Here is a 23,334-nt window from a genome sequence, read left to right on the forward strand (position 1 = left end):
TCTGCCCGCAGGTCAGCTCGACACTCCGGCGATCTGCCATGTCTGGATCGCCGTCAGCCCTTGCGCGCCGTTGTCGGTCGCTGCCGGCAACGTCACTGCGAAGCAGTAGTTCACGGTCGTTCCGCCGTTGGCCGCGACCGCCTGGGTGCCGATGCCGCCGACCGACAGCAGCGAGTTGTCGGCAACGACAGCCGTCCCGGTCGTGTAGGTCGTGCTGTTGCAGGCCGTCCCCGCGATGGCCCTCACCCCGTATCGCAGGTAGGTGCCGAGCCCTGTTCCCGCCGTCGACGTCACGCTGAGCTGCAGCGTGCCGGCCACTGACGGATTCGCGGTCCGCACGCTGAACAGCGCGTACGTGGTGTTGCCGGGAGCCATGGCCGAGAACGGTGCGCTGAACGACAGCGCCGCCGGCGTGCCCACCGGGTGGCTCGAGAACGTGGCACCGTCGGTCGCCCCGACGATGTCGAACCGCCCGGCGGTGAAGGTCGCATTGCCGTATTCGGAATCGTTCCAGGCGGCCAGGGTCATCGTCGCGCCGACGCCGAACACCAGCCCGCCCGCGAGCACAGCGCGTATCCGACGGGAGAGCAGTCGCTTCCCCTCCCGCATGCGTCTGCGGGTGTCGGCCATGATCAGTCCGCAGTCGAGGTGGCCGTGAACTCCCAGGTCGCGGTCGCGGCGGCGCCCTGCGTGAGACCGGCGCCCGCGGTCACCGCGAAGCACAGCTGCACAGGCGTTCCCGCCGTCCCTGCCGGTGCGCCCTCAGCGAGAGGAACCGACGTGGCTCCGGTCTGAGCGCTCAATGTGGTGCCCGTCGCGACGACGGTTCCTGCCGCCGTGGCGTCGCACACGTCGCCCGCGTCGATGGCCGTCACGGTGTACGACAGGTTGGCCTCGTTGCCCCCCGTGCCCGCGGTGATCCCCGACGGCACCAGCGTGGCGCCGTTGGTGGTCGTGCTGTCGAGACGCACCCAGAACGGTGCGTAGACGACGTCGCCCGGAGACATCGACGACGCCACGGCGGGCAGCTGGAAGACGAGCGCCGCTGCAGTGTCCCCCAGATCGACGTTGTGATCGTCGTACCCGTCGGTCGCGCTCGTCGTGGATCCCTCCAGATTGAACGAGCCTGCGGTGAAGGTGCCGGTCGCGAACTCGGAGTCGTTCCATGCCGCGAGCGTCACCCCGATTCCGACGCCGAGCACCAGCCCACCGGCGAGCACTGCCAGAACCTTGCGTTGCGTGTCCTTCTCAGCCATGACATTCCCCCTCAGGAATCTCACGAGACGCAGATGGCTGGGGATGGTCGCCCTTCGCGGCCCGCATCCGGTACTCGTGTCGTTCCCGACAGCTTTGTCCACTTCCTGCGCCTGTTCAAGGCCTTCGGTGTCACGATTGCGCATTCCGGCTCACGAATTGCGCAGAAACGTCTATCGGTTTCTGCGACCGATCGGATGGTTGCAGTTCGTCCAGAGCTGCAGCTCAGCTCGCGAGAACACGCTGCGCCTCGACGGAGACTTCGGCCGCGATGGTGTCGAGCAGCGCGGAGCGCAGGTTCCACTGCTGCCAGTACAGCCTGACTCGCAGCGGCGGCCCGCCGAGCGGCACGAGCTCGCGCTCCTTCTGCAGGAGCGGCAGCATCCCCCATCCGAGGCCGAGCCGCACGGCGAGCGCGTAGTCGTGCGACGCGGGCACGTAGTGCCGAGGGGCCCCGTGGTGCGCGACCCCCATCCGCTCGAGCCATTCGTGCTGAAGCGTGTCTCGTCTGCCGAAGTCGACGAAGGGCGCCGCGCTCAACGCCTCTCTGGTGACACCGGACGAGAACCAGCGATCAGCGAACGCCGGTTCTGCCATCGCGTGATACTCCAGCACGCCGAGCGGTGCGACGGAGCACCCGGCGACCGGCGCCGCCTCACTCGTGACCGCCGCCATCACCGTGCCGGACTCGAGCAGCCGAGCCGTGAAGTTCTGGTCGTCGCGGTGCAGGTCGAAGTCGAGGTCGTGGGCTGCCGAGAGCCGTGCGAGCGGAGGCAGGAACCACGTCGCCATCGAGTCCGCGTTCACGGCGAGCGGTATGCGGGTGCGGGGCGCCTCGTCGCCCTCGAGGCCGAGTTCTGCGAGGGCATCGTGCTCGAGGAGTGCCAGCTGTCGTGCGAGCCGCACGACAGCCTCGCCCGCCTCGGTGAGACGGGCAGGCTTGGTGCGCACGACGAGGACCCGTCCGAGCTGCTCCTCGAGCGTCTTGAGCCGCTGGCTCACGGCGGAAGGAGTCACACGCAGCACCCGCGACGCCGCGTCGAGGGTTCCCTCGTCGGCCACGGCGGCGACAGTGGCGGCAAGCTCCGGATCGATCTTCACATTAGCCATGCTAATGGTGCACAAGGAATCATCGCTGGTGCTCATGTCTGCGGCATCCGTACCGTGGACTCATGCTCTCCGTCTTCTCGGGTCTCGGACTCGGGCTCTCCCTGATCGTCGCCATCGGCGCGCAGAACGTGTTCGTCCTCCGTCAGGGCATCCGCAGAGAGCACGTCCTGCCCGTCGTCATCATCTGCGCCGTGTCCGACGCCCTGCTCATCGCCGCCGGCGTCGCGGGACTCGGCTTCGTCATCTCCGCAGCCCCGTGGCTCGTGGTCGTCGCGCGCTGGGCGGGGGCCCTGTTCCTCCTGGCCTACGGCATCCTCGCCGCCCGCCGCGCCTGGAGTGGCGGCGAAGAGCTGCGAGCCGACCGGACCGGTGCGGAGGGCTCGGCGCCCGGGTCGGGCGGCGGAACCACGACGGCGACCCGCACCGCGCTCGCTCCCGTGATCGCGACGGCTCTCGCCCTGACCTGGTTGAACCCGCACGTCTACCTCGACACCGTCCTGATGCTCGGGTCGATCGCCGCGACGCACGGCGACGAGCGCTGGCTGTTCGCCGCCGGAGCGATCGCCGCCAGCATCCTGTGGTTCACCGCGCTGGGGTTCGGCGCCCGCTATCTCGGCCGCTGGTTGCGCACGGAACGAGCGTGGCGCATCCTCGACGCGCTGATCGCCGTCGTCATGATCACCCTGGCTGTCAGCCTGGTGCTGCCGGTGCTCGGCGGCTGACCCTGCGTCGCAGACGTGAGCGGACGCCCGTCAGTCGCCGTCGAGGGGCCGAAGGATGCGAGTGAGGAACCTCTGGGTGCGCTCATGCTGCGGCGCGCCGAAGATATCGGCCGGCGCGCCCTGCTCGACGACCACACCCGCGTCCATGAAGAGCACATGATCCGCCGCCTCGCGCGCGAAGCTCAGCTCATGCGTCACCACGACCATGCTCCACCCCTCGTCGGCGAGCTCCTTGATCACGAGCAGGACCTCCCCCACGAGCTCGGGGTCGAGTGCGCTCGTCGGCTCGTCGAACAGCAGGAGGTCGGGACGCAGCGCGAGAGCGCGGACGATGCCGACCCGCTGCTGCTGACCGCCGGAGAGCTCGTGAGGTCGAGCATCGGCCTTGTCGGCGAGCCCCACGCGGGCGAGCAGGACGCGGGCCTCGGCGACCACCTCGGCCTTGGGTCTGCCCTGCACCCGCCATGGTCCCTCGATCACGTTCTCGAGCACCGAGAAGTGCGGGAAGAGGTTGTGATGCTGGAAGACCATCGCCGACCGATCACGCAGCGCGAGACGCTTCTGCGCACGTGTGCGCTTCGACACCGGATCCGACGGGGCGAAGTCGATGTCGGGGCCCCCGGCCACGACGATGGTCCCGGCATCCGGCGTCTCGAGCCCGTTGAGCGCACGCAGCACCGTCGTCTTGCCCGATCCGCTCGGACCGATGAGCACGACGACCTCTCCGCGGTGCAGCGTGAGGTCGATGCCGCGGAGCACCTCGTTGTCGTCGAAGCGCTTGTGAAGGCCGCGGGCGGTGAGCAGGGCGTCGGCTGTGGACCTGGGCGAGTGCGCCGGATCAGTGAGCGACATTGCGATCGAGTCTCCTCTCGAGTGCGCTCTGGCCGAACGACAGCACCAGGCAGATCACCCAGTACACGAGCGCGGCAGCCAGGTAGACGACCATGAACTCCAGGGTCGCCGCCGCGATCTGCTGCGCCACCTTGAAGAGCTCGGTCACGAGGATCAGCGAGGCCAGCGACGTGTCCTTCACCAGCGAGATGAACGTGTTGGACAGCGGAGGCACCGAGACCCGCGCTGCCTGGGGAAGGATCACCCGCGTGAGTGTGCGCGTGCGATTCATGCCGACCGTGTACGCCGCCTCCCACTGCCCCTTCGGGACGGAGAGGATGGCGGCGCGCACCACTTCGGCTCCGTACCCGCCGACGTTCAGCGACAGTGCGATGATCGCGCTGGTCCAGGGATCCAGCTTGAGTCCGATCGATCCGAGCCCGTAGAAGATCACGAACAGCTGCACGATCATCGGCGTGCCGCGGATGACCGAGATGTAGAATCTGGCGATGCCCGACAGCACGGGATTAACCGAGATCCGCATCAGCGCTGCGCCGATGGCGAGCACGAGACCCAGCGCGAAAGAGATCAGCGCGAGCGGAACCGTCACCGTCACCCCCGCGAGGGCGATCGGTCCGAGCGAGTCGAAGAACAGCTGCCAGGGATTCTCCATGGGCTACTGGGTCACGTCTTCGCCGAAGTACTTGTCGCTGATCTCGGCCAGGGTGCCGTCGGCACGCAGCTCTTCCAGAGCGCCGTCGATCGCCTCGACGAGGTCCGTCTTGTCCTTGGTGAAGACGAATGCCTGCTCACCGGCCTCGTCGGTCTCGGCGGCGATCTTCAGGCCGGACGGGCTGTTGGTGGTCTCATAGTCGAGGAAGGTCAGCTTGTCGTTGACGGTCGCATCGACGCGGCCCTGACGCAGCAGCTCGACGGCCTGCGCCCACCCCTCGACGCCTTCGACGGTGGCACCGGACTCGGTGGCCAGCTCGTACCAGTTGCTGGTGAGAGACTGCGCCGTCGTCTTGCCCTCGAGGTCGTCGAACGACGAGATCGAGTCGTCGTCCTCGGCGACGACGATGACTCCCGGCGAGACGGTGTACGGGGTGCTGAACAGGTACTTCTCCTGGCGCTCCTCGTTGATGCTCACCTGGTTGGCGATCACGTCGAAACGGCCCGCGTCGAGACCGGCGAAGATCGCATCCCACTGGGTCTCCTGGAACTCGACCTCGAGGTCGAGCTTGTCGGCGACCGCCTGGATGATCTCGACGTCGAATCCGGTCAGGTCGCCGGTTCCGCCGTCATCGTGGAAGCTGAACGGACGGTACGTGCCCTCGGTGGCGACCGTCAGCGTGCCGTCCGTGACGAGGCCGAGGCCGGATCCGCTCTCACTCGAGCTGCTGTCGGCAGGCGTGGTGCTTCCGCTGCACGCGGTGAGTGCTGCTGCGGCGACGACCAGTGCGGTGACGGCGATGATGCGACGGGACATGTGACCCTCCTGGGGTGCGGTGAGGCGCGAGTGCTGTGACGCGGAACTCATTCACAGTACGCGGCATCGGACCGGCATCCCAACATCCGATGACGTCCGATGTCGTACTGCACGCAGAAAGGCCCCCGCAGAATGCGGGGGCCTTTCCGGAATCACACTCAGATGGCGTTGACGTCCAGCGGGATGCCGGGGCCGAACGTGGTCGACACGGCGCCCTTCTGGATGTAACGGCCCTTGGAGCTCGACGGCTTGAGGCGGACGATCTCCTCGAGCGCTGCGCCGATGTTCTCGTCGAGCTGCTCGGCCGAGAACGACGACTTGCCCACGACGAAGTGCACGTTGGCGTGCTTGTCGACGCGGAACTCGATCTTTCCGCCCTTGATCTCCTCGACGGCCTTGGCCGTGTTGGGGGTCACGGTGCCGGTCTTCGGGTTCGGCATGAGTCCACGCGGACCCAGGACCTTTCCGAGACGACCGACCTGGCCCATGAGCTCCGGGGTCGAGACGGCCGCGTCGAACGCGGTCCAGCCTGCGGCGACCTTCTCGATGAGCTCGGCGCCGCCGACCTCATCTGCACCTGCGGCGATCGCTGCCTCGGCCGCGGGGCCGGTGGCGAAGACGATGACGCGGGCGGTCTTACCGGTGCCGTGGGGCAGGATGACGGTGCCGCGCACCATCTGGTCTGCCTTGCGGGGGTCGACGGCGAGCTTCAGCGCGACCTCGACGGTCGAGTCGAACTTCGACGAGCCGGTCTCCTTGGCGAGGGCGACTGCCTCGGTGGGAGTGTAGAAACGGTCTGCCTCGATCTTCTCGGCGGCAGCCTTGTAAGCCTTGGACTTCGTAGCCATGATTATTCTCCTCAGCCCTCGACCGTGATGCCCATGGAACGGGCGGTGCCGGCGATGATCTTCGAGGCAGCCTCGATGTCGTTCGCGTTCAGGTCGGCCTGCTTGGTCTCGGCGATCTGACGGACCTGGTCCTTGGTGATCTTCGCCACCTTGACCGTGTGCGGCGTCGACGAGCCCTTGGGCACGCCGGCGGCCTTCTTGATGAGCTCCGCGGCCGGCGGGGTCTTCAGGATGAACGTGAAGCTGCGGTCCTCGTAGACGGTGATCTCGACGGGGATGACGTTGCCGCGCTGCGACTCGGTCGCGGCGTTGTACGCCTTGCAGAACTCCATGATGTTGACGCCATGCTGACCGAGCGCGGGGCCGATCGGCGGCGCCGGGTTGGCTGCACCGGCGTTGATCTGAAGCTTGATCAGGCCGGTCACCTTCTTCTTCGGTGCCATATCCTCTTCCTTTCATCGAACGGATGCCGGTTGCATCCGCTCTCCCGCGAACCCGGCATCTCCGGGCTGCGGTCGTCTGCGCGCACGCCGAAGCGGCACACAAACCAGACAAGTCTACCTGATGCGGAGCGGGCCCGGGAACGCGAGAACGGCCGCCCCGAATGGGACGGCCGTTCTCGGAGAAGCGTAGGTCAGACCATCTTCGTGACCTGGTCGAACGACAGCTCGACCGGGGTCTCGCGCTCGAAGAGCGACACGAGCACCGTGAGCTTGCCGCTCTCGGGCTTGATCTCGCTGATCGAACCGGGAAGACCCGCGAACGAGCCCTCCTTGATCGTGATGGTCTCGCCGACCTCGAAGTCGACCTCGGCCGGAAGCGGACGAGCGACGGCGAGGCCGCCCTTCGACGCGATGTTCTTGGCGGTCGGGACGTCCTTGACCTCGACGAGCGACTTCAGCATGTTGAAGGCCTCTTCGAAGCGCAGCGGCGTCGGGTTGTGGGCGTTGCCCACGAAGCCGGTGACGCCCGGCGTGTGACGCACGACCGACCAGGTGTCCTCGGTGAGCTCCATGCGCACGAGAACGTAGCCGGGGATGCGCACGCGGGTGACCATCTTGCGCTGGCCGTTCTTGATCTCGACCACGTCTTCCATCGGGACCTCGATCTGATAGATCTCGTCCTCGACCTCGAGCGTCGACTTGCGCTGCTCGATGTTGGCCTTGACCTTGCGCTCGAATCCGGCGTAGGAGTGGATGACGTACCACTTGCCCGGAAGCATCCGCAGGTCGAGGCGGAACGCCTCATACGGGTCTTCCTCGGCGTCGTCGCCCTCTTCGGCCTCGTCGTCGTCGGACTCCGTCGCGGCGTCATCGTCGCCGTTGATGTCGGGTCCGTCGTAAGGGGTGACCTCGTCGGCCTCAGCGGCCTCGAGCTCGGCGGTCTCTTCCGCCACAGAATCGTTCAGGACCTCAGCGGCAGCCTCAGACTCGGCCGCTTCGTCCAGGTTGAGAGCGTCGTTCACGATCGCGTCCGCCTCCGGGTCGTCGATTTCGATGTCGTTGTCGTCGTCCTGCACATCGGCGTCGGCGTCTCCGTCGACGTCCTCGATGTGGAGGGCGACATGTTCGGCCGAGGTGACCGACTGCTCTTCCGCAGCGAGCACGTTGCCCTCCTGGGCCTCGTCCTCTTCGCTGGACTGCTCAGCAGCAGTCGCCCAGTCGGCGTCGTCGGAATATCGTTCAGACACGTTGTTTCTTTCCAATCACTGCGGCCAGGGCCGCGAGGGCGTCAGGCGCCCGGGACCCCGAAGACGATGTGCGTGACCCAGGCGAACAGGGTGTCGAGTCCGTAGACGATGCCCATGACGATGAGAACGAAGACGAGCACCACTGCGGTGAACTTGACCAGTTCCTTGCGGGTCGGCGTGACGACCTTGCGCAGCTCGGCGATGACCTGACGGAAGAATAGAGCGATGCCCCCGAAGAAGCCCACGATGCCACGCTTCTTCTCGCGGGTGGCGCCGGCCGCGACGACCTCGCCGCGCGGTTCGTCCTGATCCATCCTGAATGTACCTTTCGTGTGTCAGCGTGTGCTGACGCGCAGGGCGGACAGGAATCGAACCTGCAACCTGCGGTTTTGGAGACCGCTGCTCTGCCAATTGAGCTACCGCCCTAGAGACCGGGAGGTCTCGGGGTGTCATCTCCATCCTGCCATCGTTACCCGACCGCAAGGACCGGGGCACGGCGAAAGAATGCAGACAACAACTGCTCGTCAAGCATACGGCATCCGTCGGTCAGCGCCGAACCGGGCCCGCTCTCGTCGTTGTTGTTAGGCTCGGCGGGCGGACGAAACGGGAGGGGGCGCAGTGAGCGCTGACGTGCAGCAGTTCCAGGTGGACCTGCGCGGTGTCGTCGACCTCCTGAGCCGCCACATCTACTCGAGTCCTCGCGTGTATCTGCGCGAACTGCTGCAGAACGCCCGCGATGCGATCACCGCACGGCGCGAGGTCGACGGGCAGGGCGGGAGCATCCGCATCACCGCGCTGACGGACACCACGGGCGAGTTCGTCCTGCGTGACGACGGGATCGGCCTGACCGCAGCCGAGGTGGGCGACCTGCTCGCCACGGTCGGCCGCAGCTCGAAGCGCGACATCTTCGACCTCCCGCGCAGCGACTACCTCGGTCAGTTCGGCATCGGCCTGCTGAGCTGCTTCATGGTCGCCGATTCGATCGTCATCCGCTCGCGCAGCGTCCGGGGCGGCCCGGCCGTCGAGTGGACGGGCAGCGCGGACGGGACCTTCCGCGTCGTGGAGATCGACGACGATCTGCTGATCGGCACGAGTGTGCATCTCCGCCCTCGTTTCGACGCCGACGAGCTGCTGCGCCCCGCGGCCGTGCGAGAGCTGGCCACCACCTTCGCCGAGTTCCTCCCCGTGCGGGTGATCCTCGACTCTGCGAGCGGCGACGTCGACATCACCCGGCGCACGCCGTTCCTCGACCCCGCCGACGACATCGACGGCGCCGTGCAGTACGGGCGCGACCTGCTCGGTGCGAGCCCGCTCGACGTGATCGAGCTCAGCGAGCCGGCCACCGGCACACGGGGACTCGCCTACGTCCTGCCCTACGCTCCCCCGCCGGGCGCCCGCCAGGCGACGCGCATGTATCTCGGCAGGATGCTCCTGGGCGAGCGGGTCGACGACGTGCTGCCCGAATGGGCGTTCTTCGTGCGCGCCGTGGTCGATTCGACCGGCCTCGCTCCGACGGCGAGCCGCGAATCGCTCGTCGACGACGCGGCCCTCGAGCGTGTGCGCGAGCAGCTCGGTGCCGGCATCCGCCGCTGGGTGCTCGAGCTGGGCCTGCGCGAACCGCACAGACTCGCCCAGTTCGTGGCGATCCACGAGGTCGGTCTGAAATCGCTGGTGCGGCACGACGACGAGCTCGCGCAGTTCATCACGCGCTGGCTGACCCTCGAGACCACCCACGGAACGATGCGCATCGGCGACCTCGTCGAACGATACCCGCACGTGCGATTCGCGCAGTCGGTCGACGAGTTCCGCCAGGTCGCAGGGATCTCCCCCGGGTCCGAGGTGCTGGTCAACGGCGGCTACCTGTACGACGCGGACCTCGTGCGGATGCTGCCGGAGCTCTACCCGCACGTGACGATCGAACTCGTCGACGTGGCCGGGGAGCTCGATCGTCTCGACCCTCCGCCGCTGGACGACCGCGACGCCGCGCTGGCCCTCGAGGCCCGCGCCGGCGGCGTGCTGACCGCATCCGGCTGCTCCGTCACCGTGCGGTCGATCGACCAGCCCGAACTCGCAGCGCTGTACGTCGCCGACCCCGAGGTGCTGCGCAGGATCGACCGTGGCCGCACGAAGGGCATCACCGGATCGCTGTGGGGCGGGGTGCTCGACCGCATCGACTCGACCCTCTCGGCCTCCCGCGACGACGATCTCAGCGCGCGCCTGTGCCTGAACTGGTCGAACCGCGTCGTGCGCGCGCTCGTCCGCGTGCAGGACGACGCGGTGTTCGCCCGCACCGTGCAGCTGCTCTACATCCAGGCGCTGCTGGCGGGACACCATCCGCTCTCCGACGCCGATCGCGCACTCATGTCGACCGCGCTCTCGGACCTCGTCTCGCTGTCCGCCGGCATCGAAGCGGATTCGATCCCCTTCGACGACGCCCCCTGATCTCGCTCCGACCGCTCGCTCCGACCGCTCGCTCCGTTCGAAGGATCCCCCATGACCAGTCCGAAGAAGCGCTTCTCTCAGCTCATCGAAGAGATCGACCGCACGCCCTGGGGTCCGGCGGAGCAGGCGCTGGTGGCGGATGCCGTCTCGCTCGCCGTCGAGCTCGGCGACGAGCGGCTCGAGTACGAGGCGCGGATGAGGCAGACCGCCTCCGCGAACATGAACGGCGCGACCGATGTGATGCTGAACTCGTTCGCGTGGTGCCTCGCCCGACACGACTCCGACCCGCAGCGCTTCCCCGCCGACCTCGACTACGGCGGCGCCGATCTGATGTGGCAGTTCAAATGGATGGCGTCTTCTCTGCGTTCGTCGCCCGCGTTCTCGACCGAGCAGATCACCGCGGTCCTCGACGACATGGAGACGCACTATCGCAAGGCCGGACTCGGCATGAGCGGAGTGCTCACGGCCCGATTCGAGGACGCCTGGGACGCCGGTCGACTCGACGACGCCGAGGCGCTGCGCGCGCAGCTGGAGGCCACGCCCCGAGACGACCACAGCCACTGTGACGCCTGCGGACGCAGCCAGTTCGCCGGCTTCTTCACCGAGACCGATCGAGATGCCGAGGCCATCCGACTCGTCGAGGAGATGCTCGAAGGCGGCTTCTCGTGCGGCGAGGAGCCCGAGCACGCACTGTCGCGCGTGCTCGTGCCCTACCTTCGTGCCGGGCGCTTCGACGAGGCGAGGAGCGCGCACCTGCGCAGCTACCGGCTCGCGAAGGACAACCCGGACAACCTGCGGATCGTCGCCCACAACATCGTGTTCGCCGCCCTCACCGGCAACGAGGCACGCGCGCTCGCGCAGGTCGAGCGTCACATCGGCTGGCTCGCTCACGACGGACTCAACGTCGATGCCCACTTCGCCGCGCTGGCGGCGTTCGCTTTCGCCCTCGATCGTGTGACTGCGGCGGGTCACGGCGATGCCACGGTGCGCGGTGCCGACTCCCCCGCGCTCGAGGAGTTCTTCGGCGAGCACGACGGAGCATGGGGTGCCGCCGAACTCGCCGCCACCGCGTGGGCTGCCGCCGAGCGCATCGGCTCGGACTTCGATCTGCGGGACGGCACCGAGGGCCACGCCCGCAGCCTCACCCGCCTGCGCGCTCTCGCCGACGAGCACTACGACGTACCCGTCCGGTCGGATGCCTTCGTCACGGCTCCGGACGCGGCGACACCCGACGATCCCGACGCGTGGTTCGAACGGGTCGTGAACCTCGCCCAGTTCGGCGCGGAGCACGAGACGTTGCGGGCCCTGCCGCACGCGCTGAGCGTCGAGGACCCCTCGAAGCTCGCCGAGCTCCTGTCGATGCGCCTCGGCATCCTGATCGCCCTCGACCGAGCAGAAGAGGCTGCCGACCTGCTGCCGGCGCGGATCGATGCCCTGCGCGCCGCAGGCCTCGACGCACAGGCCGATCTCGAACTGCGCCTCGGTCTCGCGACCTTCGGCCTGAACACCCCCGAGGCTGCGGCGGCGCTCGAGGACGAGCTCGCGAACACGGACGCTCTGCCCGCATGGTCGCGCGGAGACCTGGCGATCAGCCGCGCGTCGCTGCACCTGCACGCGGATGAACCCGGCGCCGCCCTCGACATGGCGGAGATCGCGGCTCGCGCCTTCGCCGAGGCCGAGGACGCGCGCCTCTCGAACACGACGACGCTCGTCGCCATCTCGGCCGTGCTGCAGAAGGGCGACATCGAAGCGGCATCCGCTCTGCTCGATCGCTTCTTGGCCCAGGACGATCTCAGCATCGGTCATCGCGCGCAGGCGCTGCAGACGCGCGCGAAGGTGCGCGGCGGAAGCGAGTCGTTCGCGGAGGGCGCTGCGGATGCCGACGAGGCGACCCGTCTTCTCGCCGGGCTCGGTGCGACCACGGCCCTGGCCGCCGCGCACCTGCTCGCGGGGGCGCTCTGGGAGGACGCGGGCGACCCGGAGAAGGCCGTCACCCGCTACCGGGTCACCTCGCGGCTCGTCGCGCAGGAGGGCGGCGACCAGGCGGGCGCGGACTTCCGGCTCGCGCGCGCGATGCTCGCGGCCGGGGACGCCGAGGTGGCGGCCGAGCTGTTCGGACAGGTGCTCGAGCGCGAAGAGCAGGCCGAGGTGCCCGCGGCCTCCCGAGCGATGACGGCGTCTCTTCTCGCGCGCGCCCTCGGATCGGCCGGCGAGTTCGGACAGGCTGTCGGCGCATTCGGGTATGCGGGCGAGTTGTTCGGCGAGGCGGAGGAGCATGCCGACCAGGCAATGGCGCTGACCGAGCGCGCCAAGATCCTCGCCCGGTTCGACGAGCACGCGGAGGCGATCGCGACACTCGAATCGGCATCCGAGATCGTGCGCCGGGCCCCCGAGGCGGTCGGCGCCCTCGCTGACGTGCTGCACAACCTCGGACAGGCTTATGCGGCCACGCAGGACGACCGCGCCTTCGCCCTCTTCGACGAGGTCGCCGCGCTCGCTCACGAGCACGAGGCGGCGTGGCTGCTCGCCGACGTCACCGACTCGCGGGGCCGGGCGCTCGCCCAGTTCGGCCGCACCGACGAGGCCGTCGCCGCTGCGCTCACCGCGGCCGACGGATTCGCGGCGATCGGGGATGCGGGCTCGGCCGGCGGCTCCGAGCTGTTCGCCGCCCGTCTGCTGGTCGGCGACGACCGGGCCGCGGACTCCGTGCCGATCTACCGCAGTGCCCTCGAGCACTCCGCCGGCTACCCGCCGCTGCAGCAGGTCTCGGCGCTCGAACTCGGCAACGTGCTCGAGGCGCTCGGACGCCACGGCGAGGCGACCGAGGTGCGGGCCCTCCTCGACAGCTGACTCAGAGGAACTGACGCCAGTTGGCCCGCGCGAGGTCGAGCAGCTCGTCTCCCTTGCCCGACATCACCGTGCGGATCGCGTACAGAGCGAAGCCCTTGACCTGCTCGGCCTCGATCGCCGGGGGCATCGACAGCTCCTGGCGCTCGGTCACGACGTCGAGCAGCGCAGGGCCGTCATGCGCGAGCACCTCGCGGACGGCATCCGGCAGGTCCTCGCTGTTCTCGACCCGACGGGCGAAGATCCCCATGGCCTCGGCGATGGCCGCGAAGCTCGGGTTGTCGAGCGCGGTGCCGTAGTTGACGAAGCCCGCGGCCTTCATCTCGAGCTCGACGAAGTTCAGCGACGAGTTGTTCACGACGACGGTCTTCACGGGCAGCTTGTTCTGCGTGAGCGTGAGCAGTTCGCCCAGCATCATCGCGAGCCCTCCGTCGCCGGCGAGCGCGACGACCTGACGATCCGGATGCGAGACCTGCGCGCCGATGCCGTGCAGCAGCGCATTCGCCATCGACCCGTGTGTGAACGAGCCGATCAGGCGTCGGTTCTCGGTCATCGACAGATAGCGGGCGGCCCACACGGTGGGCGAGCCGACGTCGGCGGTGAAGATCGCGTCATCCGCGGCCTGCTCATCGAGCAGCCGGGCGAGGTACTGCGGATGGATGGGGCGGCCTGCCTTGGTCGGCGTCGCGAGGTCGTCGAGCTTGGCCCTGGTCTTGCGATAGTGCGCGGTGGAGTCGTCGAGGTGACCGCGGTCGTTCGTCTCGGCGAGTCGCGGCAGCAGCGCCGTGACGGTCGCGCCGACGTCGCCGACCAGGCCCAGATCGAGCGGATGCCGTCTGCCGAGCTGCGAGCCGCGGATGTCGACCTGGATCGTCGTGGCGTGCTCGGGATAGAACTGCTCGTAGGGGAAGTCGCTGCCCAGCACCAGCAGCGTGTCGGCGGCTTCCATCGCCCGGTAGCCGGAGGCGAAGCCGAGCAGCCCCGTCATACCGACGTCGAACGGGTTGTCGTACTCGATGAACTCCTTGCCCCGGAGCGCGTGCACGATCGGCGCACCGAGTCGGTCGGCGAGTGCGATGACCTCGTCGTGAGCCCCCTCGACACCCGCGCCTGCGAGGATCGTTGTCTTCTTCGAGGCGTTGAGCAGCGTCGCGGCGCGCGCGAGCTCGTCTCCGCTCGGCACGATCACGGGGTGGGAGCGTTCGATGACCACGGCTCGGTCGTCGGCGATCTCCGAGAGCGCGACGTCGCCCGGGATCACGAGCACCGCGACCCCGCGCTGCTCGATGGCGGCGCGCATCGCGATCTCCAGCAGGCGCGGCATCTGCTTGGGGTCGGCGACGTACTCGACGTAGACGCTGCACTCGCGGAAGAGCTCCTGCGGGTGGGTCTCCTGGAAGTACCCCGTGCCGATCTCGGTGGTGGGGATGTGCGCGGCGATCGCCAGCACCGGCACCCGCGAGCGGTTCGCGTCGAAGAGTCCGTTGATCAGGTGCAGGTTGCCCGGACCGCACGAACCGGCGACCACCGCGAGCTCACCCGTGAGCGAGGCATCGGCCGCCGCCGCGAATGCCGCGGACTCCTCATGCCGCACGTGCACCCAGCGGATGCCGCCGTCCTTCCGGAGGGCGTCGGTGAACCCGTTGAGGGAGTCGCCCGGGAGGCCGTAGACACGGTCGATCCCGTTGGCGCGGAGGGTCTTGACGATGTTCGCTGCGACGGTTGCCATGCTTCCAACCTACGCCCGGGTGCCGCGGAGGGATCCGGCATCCGTCGAACATCCGCTCTCCGGATGCCGCACTGCGGAGACGATGATGGGGGCGGATGCCGTGGCATCCGCCCCCATCAGGGAGAGTCGCTCAGCCGATGCGGATCAGCTTCTTGTTGACGAACTCGTCGGCGGCGAGGTGACCCAGCTCACGCGACGTGCCGCTGCGCTTGATGCCGCCGAACGGCAGCTCGGGGCTGTCGGCCAGCACCAGGTTGACGTAGACCATGCCCGCCTCGATGTTGTCGGCGACACGCTCGGCCTGCTCGGCATCGGTCGTGAAGACGTACGAGCCGAGCCCGAAGGTCGTGTCGTTCGCGAGGGCGACAGCGGCATCCTCATCGGCGACCCGGTAGACGACCGCCGCGGGGCCGAAGAGCTCCTCGCGGTAGACGTTCATGTCGGGCGTCACGTCGGCGAGCACGGTCGGGGCGAAGAACGCCCCGTTGCGGGTGCCGCCGGTCAGCAGCGTCGCTCCCTGCTCGACGGCCTGGTCGATCTGCTTCTGCAGGTTCTCCGCCGCCGTCTCCGACGAGACCGGGCCGAGCACGGTGTCGTCGAGCGTCGGGTCGGTCGCCTGCACCGATGCCATCGCGGCCGTGAACTTCTCGACGAACGAGTCGTACAGGTCGTCGACGATGATGAAACGCTTCGCGCCGTTGCACGCCTGGCCGTTGTTGTCGAGACGCGCGTCGACGCCCGCCTGCACGGTGGCGTCGAGGTCGTCGGTCGAGAGCACGATGAACGGGTCGGACCCGCCGAGCTCGAGCGCGACCTTCTTGAGGTTGCGTCCGGCGATCTCGGCGACCGCTGCGCCTGCGCGCTCCGAGCCGGTGAGCGAGACGCCCTGCACGCGCGGGTCGGCGATCATGTCGGCGATCTGCTCGTTGGTCGCGAGGACGTTCTGGTACGCGCCCGTCGGGAATCCGGCGTCGTGGTAGATCGCCTCGATCGCGGTCGACGACTCCGGGCACTGCGGAGCAGGCTTCAGCAGGATCGTGTTGCCGACGATCAGGTTCGGCGCAGCGAAGCGGACGATCTGATAGGCCGGGAAGTTCCACGGCATGATGCCGACGAGCGGTCCGAGCGACGACCGGCGCACGATCGCCGAGCCCTCGCCGAGGATCGCGATCGGCTGGTCGGCCATGATGGCCTCGGCCTGGTCGGCGTAGTACTCGGCGATGTCGGCGGCGAAGTCGACCTCCCCGAGGGCGGCCTCGCGGGGCTTGCCCATCTCGCGCACGAAGACGTCGGCGAGCTCCTCGCGGCGCTCGCGGTGCAGCTCGGCGGCGCGACGGAGGAGCGCTGCGCGCTCAGCCACGGTCGAGGACCGGGACCATTCGCGGTGCGCCTCGTCGGCGGCCGCGACAGCCGCCTCGATCTGCGCATCCGTGAACGTGTCGAAGGACGCCAGCGTCTCTCCGGTGGCGGGGTTGATGACGGCGTAATCGGTCATGTTCTCTCCTCCTCTGGCCGACCGGTCAGGAGACCGGGATCAGCGTGTACTTGGTGGACAGGTACTCGTGGATGCCCTCGAGACCGCCCTCGCGGCCGACGCCGGACTGCTTGACGCCGCCGAAGGGGGCGGCGGCGTTCGACACCACGCCCACGTTGAGACCCATCATGCCGGTCTCGAGCCTGTCGATCATCCGCTGCCCGCGCTGCAGGTTCTCGGTGAACACGTACGAGACCAGTCCGTACTCGGTGTCGTTGGCGAGACGGACGGCCTCGTCCTCGTCCTCGAAGGTCGCGATCGCGAGCACCGGGCCGAAGATCTCCTCGCGGAGGATCGCCGAGCCCGCCACCACGTCGGTGAGCACTGTCGGCTCGTAGAAGGTGCCCGTGCCCTCGACGGCCTTGCCACCCGCGAGCAGGGTCGCGCCGCGCTCGACGGCGTCGTCGACGAGCTCGCCGGCCTTCGCGACGGCATCCTCGTCGATCAGCGGGCCGATGGCCACGCCCTCTTCGGTGCCGCGGCCGATCTTCATCGCGTTGACGCGCTCGGTGACCTTGCGGCCGAACTCCTCGGCGACGTCCTTGTGCACGATGAAGCGGTTGGCAGCGGTGCACGCCTGGCCGATGTTGCGGAACTTCGCGGCCAGTGCGCCGTCGACGGCCTTGTCGAGGTCGGCGTCATCGAAGACGACGAACGGCGCGTTGCCGCCGAGCTCCATCGACACGCGCAGCACGCCCTCCGCGGCCTGGGCGATGAGCTTGCGGCCCACCTCCGTCGAACCGGTGAACGACAGCTTGCGCAGGCGCGGGTCGGCGATGATCGGGGCCGAGAGCGCCGACGACTTGGACGTCTGCACCACGTTCACGACACCGGCGGGGAGGCCGGCCTTCTCGAGCAGCGACGTGAAGAACATCGTCGTCAGCGGCGTGAGTGCCGGGGGCTTGATCACCACGGTGCAGCCGGCGGCGAGCGCCGGCGCGATCTTGCGGGTGGCCATCGCGAACGGGAAGTTCCACGGCGTCACGAAGAACGAGGGGCCGACGGGCCGCTGCGAGACGACCATGTGGCCGGTGCCCTCCGGGTTGATGCCGTAGCGACCGCTGATGCGCACGGCCTCCTCGCTGAACCAGCGGAGGAACTCGCCGCCGTAGCCGACCTCGCCGCGCGCCTCGGCGAGCGGCTTGCCCATCTCGAGGGTCATCAGCAGTGCGAGATCCTCCTTGTGCTCCTGCACGAGGTCGAATGCCCGGCGCAGGATGTCGCTGCGGGTGCGAGGTGCGGTCGCGGCCCATGCGTCCTGCGCGGCGACTGCCGCATCCAGCGCGCGGATGCCGTCACCCGGGGTCGCGTCGGCGATCGTGCGGATGACCGCACCGGTCGCGGGGTCCTTCACGTCGAACGTGCCCCCGGTCTCGCCGTCGATCCACTCTCCCCCGATGAAGAGGCCGGTGGGGATGCTGTCGAGCAGCGCCTGCTCAGTCTGAGTGCTCATGGAATCTCTTTCTGTGGGGAGGATGGGATGCCGGTGCCGCGGGATTCCGTCAGCGCCGGCGGTTGCTCGCGGGAGCATCCATGCTGAGGGTCTCGCCGCGGAAGAACGCCGGGCGCTTGATGGACTGCCAGATCATGATGACGATGCCGACCACGATGATGCCGACGCCGAGGACGAACACGAGTCCGAGGCCCCCGATGTTCGATCCGCTGCCGTACGCGGGGTCCATCGAGTCGATGAGCGTCGTGACGAACAGGACGGCGAGGATCGCACCGCCGACGAGCGGGAACAGGAACGTGAAGAAGAAGCTCCTGGCGGAGTCGAACCACTGCTTGCGGAAGTACCAGACGCACGCGAACGCGGTGAGGCCGTAGTAGAAGCAGATCATCATGCCGAGCGACAGGATGGTGTCGGTGAGGACGTTCTCGCTGACGAGGCGCATCACGGCGTAGAAGACGGACGCGACGACGGCCGACACGATCGTCGAGTAGCCCGGGGTGAAGAACCGCGGGCTGACCCGTGCGAACTTCTTGGGCAGGGCGCCGTAGTGCCCCATCGCCAGCAGCGTGCGAGCGGGTCCGACTGCGGTCGACTGCAGCGAGGCCGCCGAGCTCGACAGCACCGCGAGCGAGACCAGGAACGCCAGCGGTCCGAGGATCGGATCCGAGAGCGCGAAGAACACGTTCGCCGAGATGTCCTCGTTCGCGAGCCCGTAGTCGCCCGTGCCGACGCCGGCGAACATGATGAGGCCGATGGCCAGCAGCAGGTACAGGGCGACGACGACGACGACCGTGACCATCGCGGCGCGCCCCGGCGTCTTGGCCGGGTCCTTCGTCTCCTCGTTCATGGTGAGGACGACGTCCCAGCCCCAGAAGATGAAGATCGACAACGAGAGCCCTGCGGCGAAGGCGCTGAAGGACGGAACCTCGAACGGGTTGAACCACGACCACGAGAAAGGGGTCGGCTCGGGAGCGTCTCCGGAGACGGCCTTGACGATCGCGACCGTGGCGAAGACCACGAGCACGAGCACCTGGAAGCCGACGAGGATGTACTGGAACTTCTGCGTCGTCTGCATGTCGCGGTACGACACGAGCGTCGCGCCGAGCATGAAGAGCAGGCACACGACGACGTTGATGATCGGGTTGAACGCCAGGTCGGCGATCTCGGGGTTGCCGCTGAGCTGGGCGATCAGCAGGAAGAGGAACTCGACCGCGATGCCGGCGAGGTTCGACAGCACGATGACGGTGGCGGCGATCAGGCCCCAGCCCGTCATCCAGCCGATCCACGGCCCGAACGCCCGCACTCCCCACGTGAACGAGGTGCCGGAGTCCGGCATCATGCGGTTGAGCTCGCGGTAGCCGAAGGCGGTCAGGAGCATCGGGATGAAGCCGACGAGCATGATCGCGGGCACCTGGGTGCCGACGACGGCGACCGTCGGGCCGAGCGATGCGGTGAGCGTGTAGGCCGGCGCGATGGTCGAGACGCCGATGACGACGGCTCCGAGCACTCCGACGGCACCCGCGCTCAGCCCCTTCTGCGAGATGCCGGTCGTCACACCGGATGCGGGCTCCGTCGCCCGGTTCGTGCTGCTCATCAGCGGACTCCTGCTTCGGCGCGGGTGCGCGGGACGACGATCATGGGAACGGGCAGTTCGTGCAGCATCTTCGCTGCGGTCGAGCCCAGGAACAGGCGGCGCGGCTGCGCCAGGCGGCTGGAGCCGACGAGGACGACCTCGCCGGGGAGCCACGAGAGGTTCGCGACGGCATCTTCGACGGTGTCGCCGGGGGCCTCTTCGACCTCGGCCTTCAGCTCGTCGGGCAGCAGGCTCTTGGCGACCTCGAGCACGTCGTTCGCGTGTGCGTCGCCGACCACGCGGATCGCGCCGGTGTCGAGACCGGGCGGCACGTCGAAGGGCACGAGCGAGACGAGGCGCAGGCCGACACGGGACTCGGTCGCGATCGCGGCGGCCTCGTCGAGGAGGTTGTCGGCACCCGCCCGGTTGCCGACCGCGGCCGTCACGCGAGGAAGCACGTGATCGTCCTGGTCCGCGGTGCCGGCGGGGGCGAGCGCGACGGGGATGGTCGACGAGTGCAGCAGCTCCGACGCGACGCTGCCGAGGCGGTGGCGGCCGAAGATGCTGCCGCCGGCCGTGCCGATGACGATCAGCCTGGCGCCGAACTCCTCGCCGGCGGCGATCAGCCCTTCGGCGAAGGACTCGCCGAACCGCACGTGGCCCGTGCGGGTGAGTTCCTGCGGCAGTCGGACGACCGCGTCCTCGAGCCATTCCTTCGCCTGGCGGCGGATGTGGTCCTCATACGCCCGCTCGGGGGGAACGGCCGCGCTGCGGGTGCCCTCCGACGGCAGCACGATCACGAGGTGCAGCACCGCGCCGAGGCTGCGGGCGAGCCGCGCGCCGAGCGCTGCGGCATCCGCTCCCGCATCCGTCGCGGTGTACCCGACGACGACCGCGCCGGTCATCAGCCGACCTCGGCGGTGTCGCCGGCGGCGCGCGTCGCTTCGACGATGTTCGAGGCGACGAGGTGCCCCATGCGGATCGCGCCGTCGACGTGCTGATATCCGGCGCCCGCCATGTCGCTGCACGCGAAGTGGATGGGGCCGACGGCCGAGCGGAGGTCGGCGCCGTAGCGGTGGAGTCCGCCCATGTCGAAGCTCGCCGCGTACGCTCCGCGGGTCCACTCCTCCGTGCCCCAGTCGCTCTCGTAGTAGACGACCGGGTTCTTCGCCTCGTCGCCGTAGTAGTGCGAGAGGGACTCGAGGATGCGCTCCTTGCGCTCCTCGGCCGACAGCGTGAACAGGTCGTCGGCGTTCTGGTCGCTGACGAAGCCGACCAGGGTGCCGCGCTCGTCGCCGTGGTTCGTGTTGTCGTACGCCTCGTGCGCGAGCTCGTACGGGCTGAACGCGGTGCCGCTGAGGCCCTGCTCGCGCCAGAACGGGCGGTCGTAGACGGCGTGCACCTTGATGACGAAGCCCATCGAGATGTGCTGGTGCATCTGGTGCTGGCGCCGGGGAAGCGGCGGGACGAAGGCGATACGGCTGTAGAGCACGGGAGCATGCGCGAGGATCGCGAAGCGGGCGCGCACGGTGGTGTCGTCGGTCGTGGCGGTCACACCGTCGACGCCCCATTCGAGCGAGCGCACCGGCTGGTTGAGGATGACGTCGTCGCCCAGGCGCTCGGCGAGCAGCAGCGGCACCTTCTGCAGACCGCCCACCACCCGCTTGTCGAGGATGAAGTCGGCGTCGACGAGGTTGGAGTACGACCCGGCGGATGCCGCCATGAGCAGCGACTGCAGCAGCGAGAAAGAGTGCGTCGGCTTGGTGAGCATCGCGGAGCCGGTGGCGAAGGCGAGATTGCGCACGGCCTCGTCATCGTCGGTCTGCACACGCAGCCAGGCGTCCCAGGTGATCGAGTCCCATTCCTTCGCGAGCGGGTGCTCCCACGGACGGTCGGGGTCGATCTCGGCGACCATGGCGTCGAGGCGCTCGGTGATCTCGGCGATGACGGCCTCGGTCTCAGCGGACACCGGGAACATCTCGCCGGTGAAGCGATGCGTCTGCCCGTCCGGACCGACGTAGACGCTGTCGCCCTCGCGGTAGCGGCTGTAGGTCTCGAGCCCCAGCTCCTCGATGGTGTCCTTCAGGGCGTCCTGGTCGGGCGAGACCCACTGGCCGCCGATCTCGAGCATGGCGCCGTCGATGACGTCGGTCCACAGTCGTCCGCCGACGCGGTCACGCGCCTCGAGTACGGCGACCGACAGGCCGGCCTTGCGCAGGTCGTTCGCCGCCGTGAGCCCTGCGGCTCCGGCTCCGACGATCAGCACGTCGCGAGTGATCTCAGCCATCTGCTTCTCCTTCATTGGAAAGGTTGTGCCGGCCGCGACTCGAAATCCCCCGATCCTCGTCGCGGCCGGACGTGTGGTGGCAGTCGCGGACGAACCGCGGCTGCTGGTCTGTCAGCCCGCGGTGGCGGCGAGCGCGGCCGCGACGACGTCGAGGCCCTCGTTCAGGAGGTCGTCGCCGATCGAGAGCGGCGGGAGGAACCGGATGACGTTGCCGTAGGTGCCGCACGTCAGGACGATGACGCCCTGCGCGACGCAGGCCTTGGCGACCGCGGAGGTGAGGGCGGCGTCGGGCGCGTTGGTCTCGGGGTCGACGAACTCGGCGGCGATCATGGCGCCGTGGCCGCGGATGTCTCCGATGCGGGTGTCCTTCTCCTGCATGGCTCCGAGGCGTGCCGTCAGGATCTCGCCGATCTCGCGAGCGCGCTCGATCACGCCGTCGTTCTCGAACACATCGATCGCGGCGAGCGCCGCAGCGCAGGCGATCGGGTTTCCGCCGTAGGTGCCGCCGAGGCCGCCTGCGTGCGAGGCGTCCATGATCTCGGAGCGCCCCGTGACGGCGGCGAGGGGCAGACCGCCCGCGATGCCCTTGGCGGTCGTGATGAGGTCGGGCTCGATGCCGAAGATCTCGCTCGCGAACATGTGGCCGGTGCGGGCGAAGCCGGTCTGCACCTCGTCGGCGATGAACACGACGCCGTTCGCGCGGGACCACGAGGCGATCGCCGGGAGGAAGCCCTCCGCCGGGACGATGAAGCCGCCCTCTCCCTGGATCGGCTCGATGATGACGGCGGCGAGGTTGTCGGCGCCGATCTGCTTCTCGAGCTGCAGGATCACGCGGGCGGCGGCCTCTGCGCCGTCGAGACCGTCGCGGAACGGGTACGACATCGGCGCACGGTACACCTCAGGGGCGAACGGGCCGAAGCCGCTCTTGTACGGCATCGACTTCGCGGTCAGCGCCATGGTGAGGTTGGTGCGGCCGTGGTAGCCGTGGTCGAAGGCGACGACGGCCTGGCGACCGGTGTGCTTACGGGCGATCTTGATCGCGTTCTCGACGGCCTCGGCGCCGGAGTTGAACAGGGCGCTCTTCTTGGCGAAGTCGCCGGGAGTGAGGCGGTTGAGCGCTTCGGCGACACCGATGTACGACTCGTACGGCGAGATCATGAAGCAGGTGTGCGTGAACTGCGCGGCCTGCGCGGCCACGGCTGCGGCGATCTTGGGGTGCGCGTTGCCGACGGTCGTCACAGCGATGCCGGAGCCGAGGTCGATCAGCGAGTTGCCGTCGGCATCCACGACCACTCCCCCGCCGGCGGCGACGGCCGCGACGGGAACCGTGTGCCCGACGCCGGCGGCGACGGCATCGGCCTTGCGGGCGAGGATCTCGGCCGAGCGGGGGCCGGGAAGGTCGGTGACGAGACGACGCTCCTGGGGGAGGTCGGGTCCGCCGAGCGGGACTGCAACAGCTGCGGTGTCGAGGAGAGCCATGTCCGTGAGCGTACGACCGCATCCGACGTCGGCGCATTCGCCCGGC

At 68.7% G+C, this 23,334-nt stretch carries 20 protein-coding genes and 1 tRNA gene; 3 read left to right on the top strand and 18 right to left on the bottom strand.

Annotation, left to right across the window (positions count from 1 at the left end):
• Positions 1-12 precede the first annotated feature (12 nt).
• The 3 genes from AKG07_RS08245 to AKG07_RS08255 form a co-directional block, all read right to left on the bottom strand.
• On the bottom strand, positions 13-630 hold the full coding sequence (locus tag AKG07_RS08245) for a SipW-dependent-type signal peptide-containing protein (RefSeq protein ID WP_053097435.1): 618 nt from the start codon (positions 628-630) through the stop codon (positions 13-15).
• 2 nt (positions 631-632) lie between these two features.
• On the bottom strand, positions 633-1,256 hold the full coding sequence (locus tag AKG07_RS08250) for a SipW-dependent-type signal peptide-containing protein (RefSeq protein ID WP_053097436.1): 624 nt from the start codon (positions 1,254-1,256) through the stop codon (positions 633-635).
• Positions 1,257-1,479: 223 nt separating this feature from the next.
• Positions 1,480-2,355: a LysR family transcriptional regulator ArgP gene (locus tag AKG07_RS08255; RefSeq protein ID WP_171821931.1), complete on the bottom strand. Its 876-nt coding sequence runs from the start codon at positions 2,353-2,355 to the stop codon at positions 1,480-1,482.
• A gap of 71 nt (positions 2,356-2,426) precedes the next feature.
• Between AKG07_RS08255 and lysE the strand changes: the two genes are divergently transcribed.
• Positions 2,427-3,086, top strand: a complete 660-nt coding sequence (lysE, locus tag AKG07_RS08260) for an L-lysine exporter (protein WP_053097438.1) — start codon at positions 2,427-2,429, stop codon at positions 3,084-3,086.
• A gap of 30 nt (positions 3,087-3,116) precedes the next feature.
• Here lysE and AKG07_RS08265 read toward each other — a convergent pair whose 3' ends face one another.
• The 8 genes from AKG07_RS08265 to AKG07_RS08300 all read right to left on the bottom strand — a co-directional run bounded on the left by AKG07_RS08265 (position 3,117) and on the right by AKG07_RS08300 (position 8,370).
• Complete coding sequence (locus AKG07_RS08265) at positions 3,117-3,938, bottom strand: amino acid ABC transporter ATP-binding protein (RefSeq protein WP_053097439.1); 822 nt, start codon at positions 3,936-3,938, stop codon at positions 3,117-3,119.
• Positions 3,925-4,590 (bottom strand): amino acid ABC transporter permease, encoded by a 666-nt coding sequence (locus AKG07_RS08270; RefSeq protein ID WP_053097440.1) that lies wholly within the window; start codon positions 4,588-4,590, stop codon positions 3,925-3,927. The genes AKG07_RS08265 and AKG07_RS08270 overlap by 14 nt, the downstream gene beginning before the upstream one ends.
• Positions 4,591-4,593: 3 nt before the next feature.
• A complete protein-coding gene (locus AKG07_RS08275; protein WP_053097441.1) occupies positions 4,594-5,406 on the bottom strand; it encodes an amino acid ABC transporter substrate-binding protein in 813 nt (270 codons plus the stop codon).
• A 158-nt stretch (positions 5,407-5,564) separates the two neighbouring features.
• Positions 5,565-6,254, bottom strand: a complete 690-nt coding sequence (gene rplA, locus AKG07_RS08280) for a 50S ribosomal protein L1 (protein ID WP_053097442.1) — start codon at positions 6,252-6,254, stop codon at positions 5,565-5,567.
• 11 nt (positions 6,255-6,265) lie between these two features.
• Complete coding sequence (gene rplK / locus AKG07_RS08285) at positions 6,266-6,697, bottom strand: 50S ribosomal protein L11 (RefSeq protein WP_053097443.1); 432 nt, start codon at positions 6,695-6,697, stop codon at positions 6,266-6,268.
• Positions 6,698-6,888: 191 nt separating this feature from the next.
• Entirely contained in the window at positions 6,889-7,944 is a 1,056-nt protein-coding gene (nusG, locus tag AKG07_RS08290) for a transcription termination/antitermination protein NusG (protein WP_053097444.1), read from the bottom strand.
• A 41-nt stretch (positions 7,945-7,985) separates the two neighbouring features.
• Positions 7,986-8,258 carry a preprotein translocase subunit SecE gene (secE, locus tag AKG07_RS08295; protein ID WP_053097445.1) on the bottom strand — a complete coding sequence of 91 codons (273 nt, stop codon included), beginning with the start codon at positions 8,256-8,258 and terminating at the stop codon, positions 7,986-7,988.
• 39 nt (positions 8,259-8,297) lie between these two features.
• A tRNA-Trp gene (locus tag AKG07_RS08300) sits at positions 8,298-8,370 on the bottom strand.
• A 192-nt stretch (positions 8,371-8,562) separates the two neighbouring features.
• Here AKG07_RS08300 and AKG07_RS08305 point away from each other — a divergent pair.
• Together AKG07_RS08305 and AKG07_RS08310 are read left to right on the top strand one after the other, a co-directional pair.
• Complete coding sequence (locus AKG07_RS08305; RefSeq protein ID WP_053097446.1) at positions 8,563-10,386, top strand: HSP90 family protein; 1,824 nt, start codon at positions 8,563-8,565, stop codon at positions 10,384-10,386.
• A gap of 51 nt (positions 10,387-10,437) precedes the next feature.
• Positions 10,438-13,236, top strand: a complete 2,799-nt coding sequence (locus AKG07_RS08310; protein ID WP_053097447.1) for a hypothetical protein — start codon at positions 10,438-10,440, stop codon at positions 13,234-13,236.
• 1 nt (position 13,237) lies between these two features.
• On the opposite strand, the gene poxB is transcribed toward AKG07_RS08310, so the two are convergent.
• The 7 genes from poxB to gabT form a co-directional block, all read right to left on the bottom strand.
• The gene (poxB, locus tag AKG07_RS08315) at positions 13,238-14,962 is read right to left on the bottom strand and encodes a ubiquinone-dependent pyruvate dehydrogenase (protein ID WP_053097448.1); all 1,725 of its coding nucleotides are present in this window, start codon (positions 14,960-14,962) and stop codon (positions 13,238-13,240) included.
• A 130-nt stretch (positions 14,963-15,092) separates the two neighbouring features.
• Positions 15,093-16,457 (bottom strand): NAD-dependent succinate-semialdehyde dehydrogenase, encoded by a 1,365-nt coding sequence (locus tag AKG07_RS08320; protein ID WP_053097449.1) that lies wholly within the window; start codon positions 16,455-16,457, stop codon positions 15,093-15,095.
• A 25-nt stretch (positions 16,458-16,482) separates the two neighbouring features.
• Positions 16,483-17,949, bottom strand: coding sequence for an NAD-dependent succinate-semialdehyde dehydrogenase (locus AKG07_RS08325; RefSeq protein ID WP_053097450.1), 1,467 nt, complete (start codon positions 17,947-17,949; stop codon positions 16,483-16,485).
• 49 nt (positions 17,950-17,998) lie between these two features.
• A complete protein-coding gene (locus tag AKG07_RS08330) occupies positions 17,999-19,543 on the bottom strand; it encodes an APC family permease (RefSeq protein ID WP_053097451.1) in 1,545 nt (514 codons plus the stop codon).
• A complete protein-coding gene (locus AKG07_RS08335) occupies positions 19,543-20,427 on the bottom strand; it encodes a universal stress protein (RefSeq protein WP_053097452.1) in 885 nt (294 codons plus the stop codon). Before AKG07_RS08335 ends, AKG07_RS08330 begins: the two co-directional genes overlap by 1 nt.
• The gene (locus AKG07_RS08340) at positions 20,427-21,809 is read right to left on the bottom strand and encodes a flavin monoamine oxidase family protein (RefSeq protein WP_053097453.1); all 1,383 of its coding nucleotides are present in this window, start codon (positions 21,807-21,809) and stop codon (positions 20,427-20,429) included. Before AKG07_RS08340 ends, AKG07_RS08335 begins: the two co-directional genes overlap by 1 nt.
• Before the next feature lie 111 nt (positions 21,810-21,920).
• Entirely contained in the window at positions 21,921-23,288 is a 1,368-nt protein-coding gene (gabT, locus tag AKG07_RS08345) for a 4-aminobutyrate--2-oxoglutarate transaminase (protein WP_053097454.1), read from the bottom strand.
• Between the last annotated feature and the right edge of the window lie 46 nt (positions 23,289-23,334).

The sequence above is a fragment of the Microbacterium sp. CGR1 genome (assembly GCF_001266755.1).
Lineage (GTDB): Bacteria > Actinomycetota > Actinomycetes > Actinomycetales > Microbacteriaceae > Microbacterium.

Bases quoted from the DNA above. Each gene is read 5' to 3' on its own strand.
- AKG07_RS08245 (WP_053097435.1), bottom strand. From the start codon at position 630: ATGGCCGACACCCGCAGACGCATGCGGGAGGGGAAGCGACTGCTCTCC.
- AKG07_RS08250 (WP_053097436.1), bottom strand. From the start codon at position 1,256: ATGGCTGAGAAGGACACGCAACGCAAGGTTCTGGCAGTGCTCGCCGGT.
- lysE (WP_053097438.1), top strand. From the start codon at position 2,427: ATGCTCTCCGTCTTCTCGGGTCTCGGACTCGGGCTCTCCCTGATCGTC.
- AKG07_RS08265 (WP_053097439.1), bottom strand. From the start codon at position 3,938: ATGTCGCTCACTGATCCGGCGCACTCGCCCAGGTCCACAGCCGACGCC.
- AKG07_RS08270 (WP_053097440.1), bottom strand. From the start codon at position 4,590: ATGGAGAATCCCTGGCAGCTGTTCTTCGACTCGCTCGGACCGATCGCC.
- AKG07_RS08275 (WP_053097441.1), bottom strand. From the start codon at position 5,406: ATGTCCCGTCGCATCATCGCCGTCACCGCACTGGTCGTCGCCGCAGCA.
- rplA (WP_053097442.1), bottom strand. From the start codon at position 6,254: ATGGCTACGAAGTCCAAGGCTTACAAGGCTGCCGCCGAGAAGATCGAG.
- rplK (WP_053097443.1), bottom strand. From the start codon at position 6,697: ATGGCACCGAAGAAGAAGGTGACCGGCCTGATCAAGCTTCAGATCAAC.
- secE (WP_053097445.1), bottom strand. From the start codon at position 8,258: ATGGATCAGGACGAACCGCGCGGCGAGGTCGTCGCGGCCGGCGCCACC.
- AKG07_RS08310 (WP_053097447.1), top strand. From the start codon at position 10,438: ATGACCAGTCCGAAGAAGCGCTTCTCTCAGCTCATCGAAGAGATCGAC.
- poxB (WP_053097448.1), bottom strand. From the start codon at position 14,962: ATGGCAACCGTCGCAGCGAACATCGTCAAGACCCTCCGCGCCAACGGG.
- AKG07_RS08320 (WP_053097449.1), bottom strand. From the start codon at position 16,457: ATGACCGATTACGCCGTCATCAACCCCGCCACCGGAGAGACGCTGGCG.
- AKG07_RS08325 (WP_053097450.1), bottom strand. From the start codon at position 17,949: ATGAGCACTCAGACTGAGCAGGCGCTGCTCGACAGCATCCCCACCGGC.
- AKG07_RS08330 (WP_053097451.1), bottom strand. From the start codon at position 19,543: ATGAGCAGCACGAACCGGGCGACGGAGCCCGCATCCGGTGTGACGACC.
- AKG07_RS08335 (WP_053097452.1), bottom strand. From the start codon at position 20,427: ATGACCGGCGCGGTCGTCGTCGGGTACACCGCGACGGATGCGGGAGCG.
- AKG07_RS08340 (WP_053097453.1), bottom strand. From the start codon at position 21,809: ATGGCTGAGATCACTCGCGACGTGCTGATCGTCGGAGCCGGAGCCGCA.
- gabT (WP_053097454.1), bottom strand. From the start codon at position 23,288: ATGGCTCTCCTCGACACCGCAGCTGTTGCAGTCCCGCTCGGCGGACCC.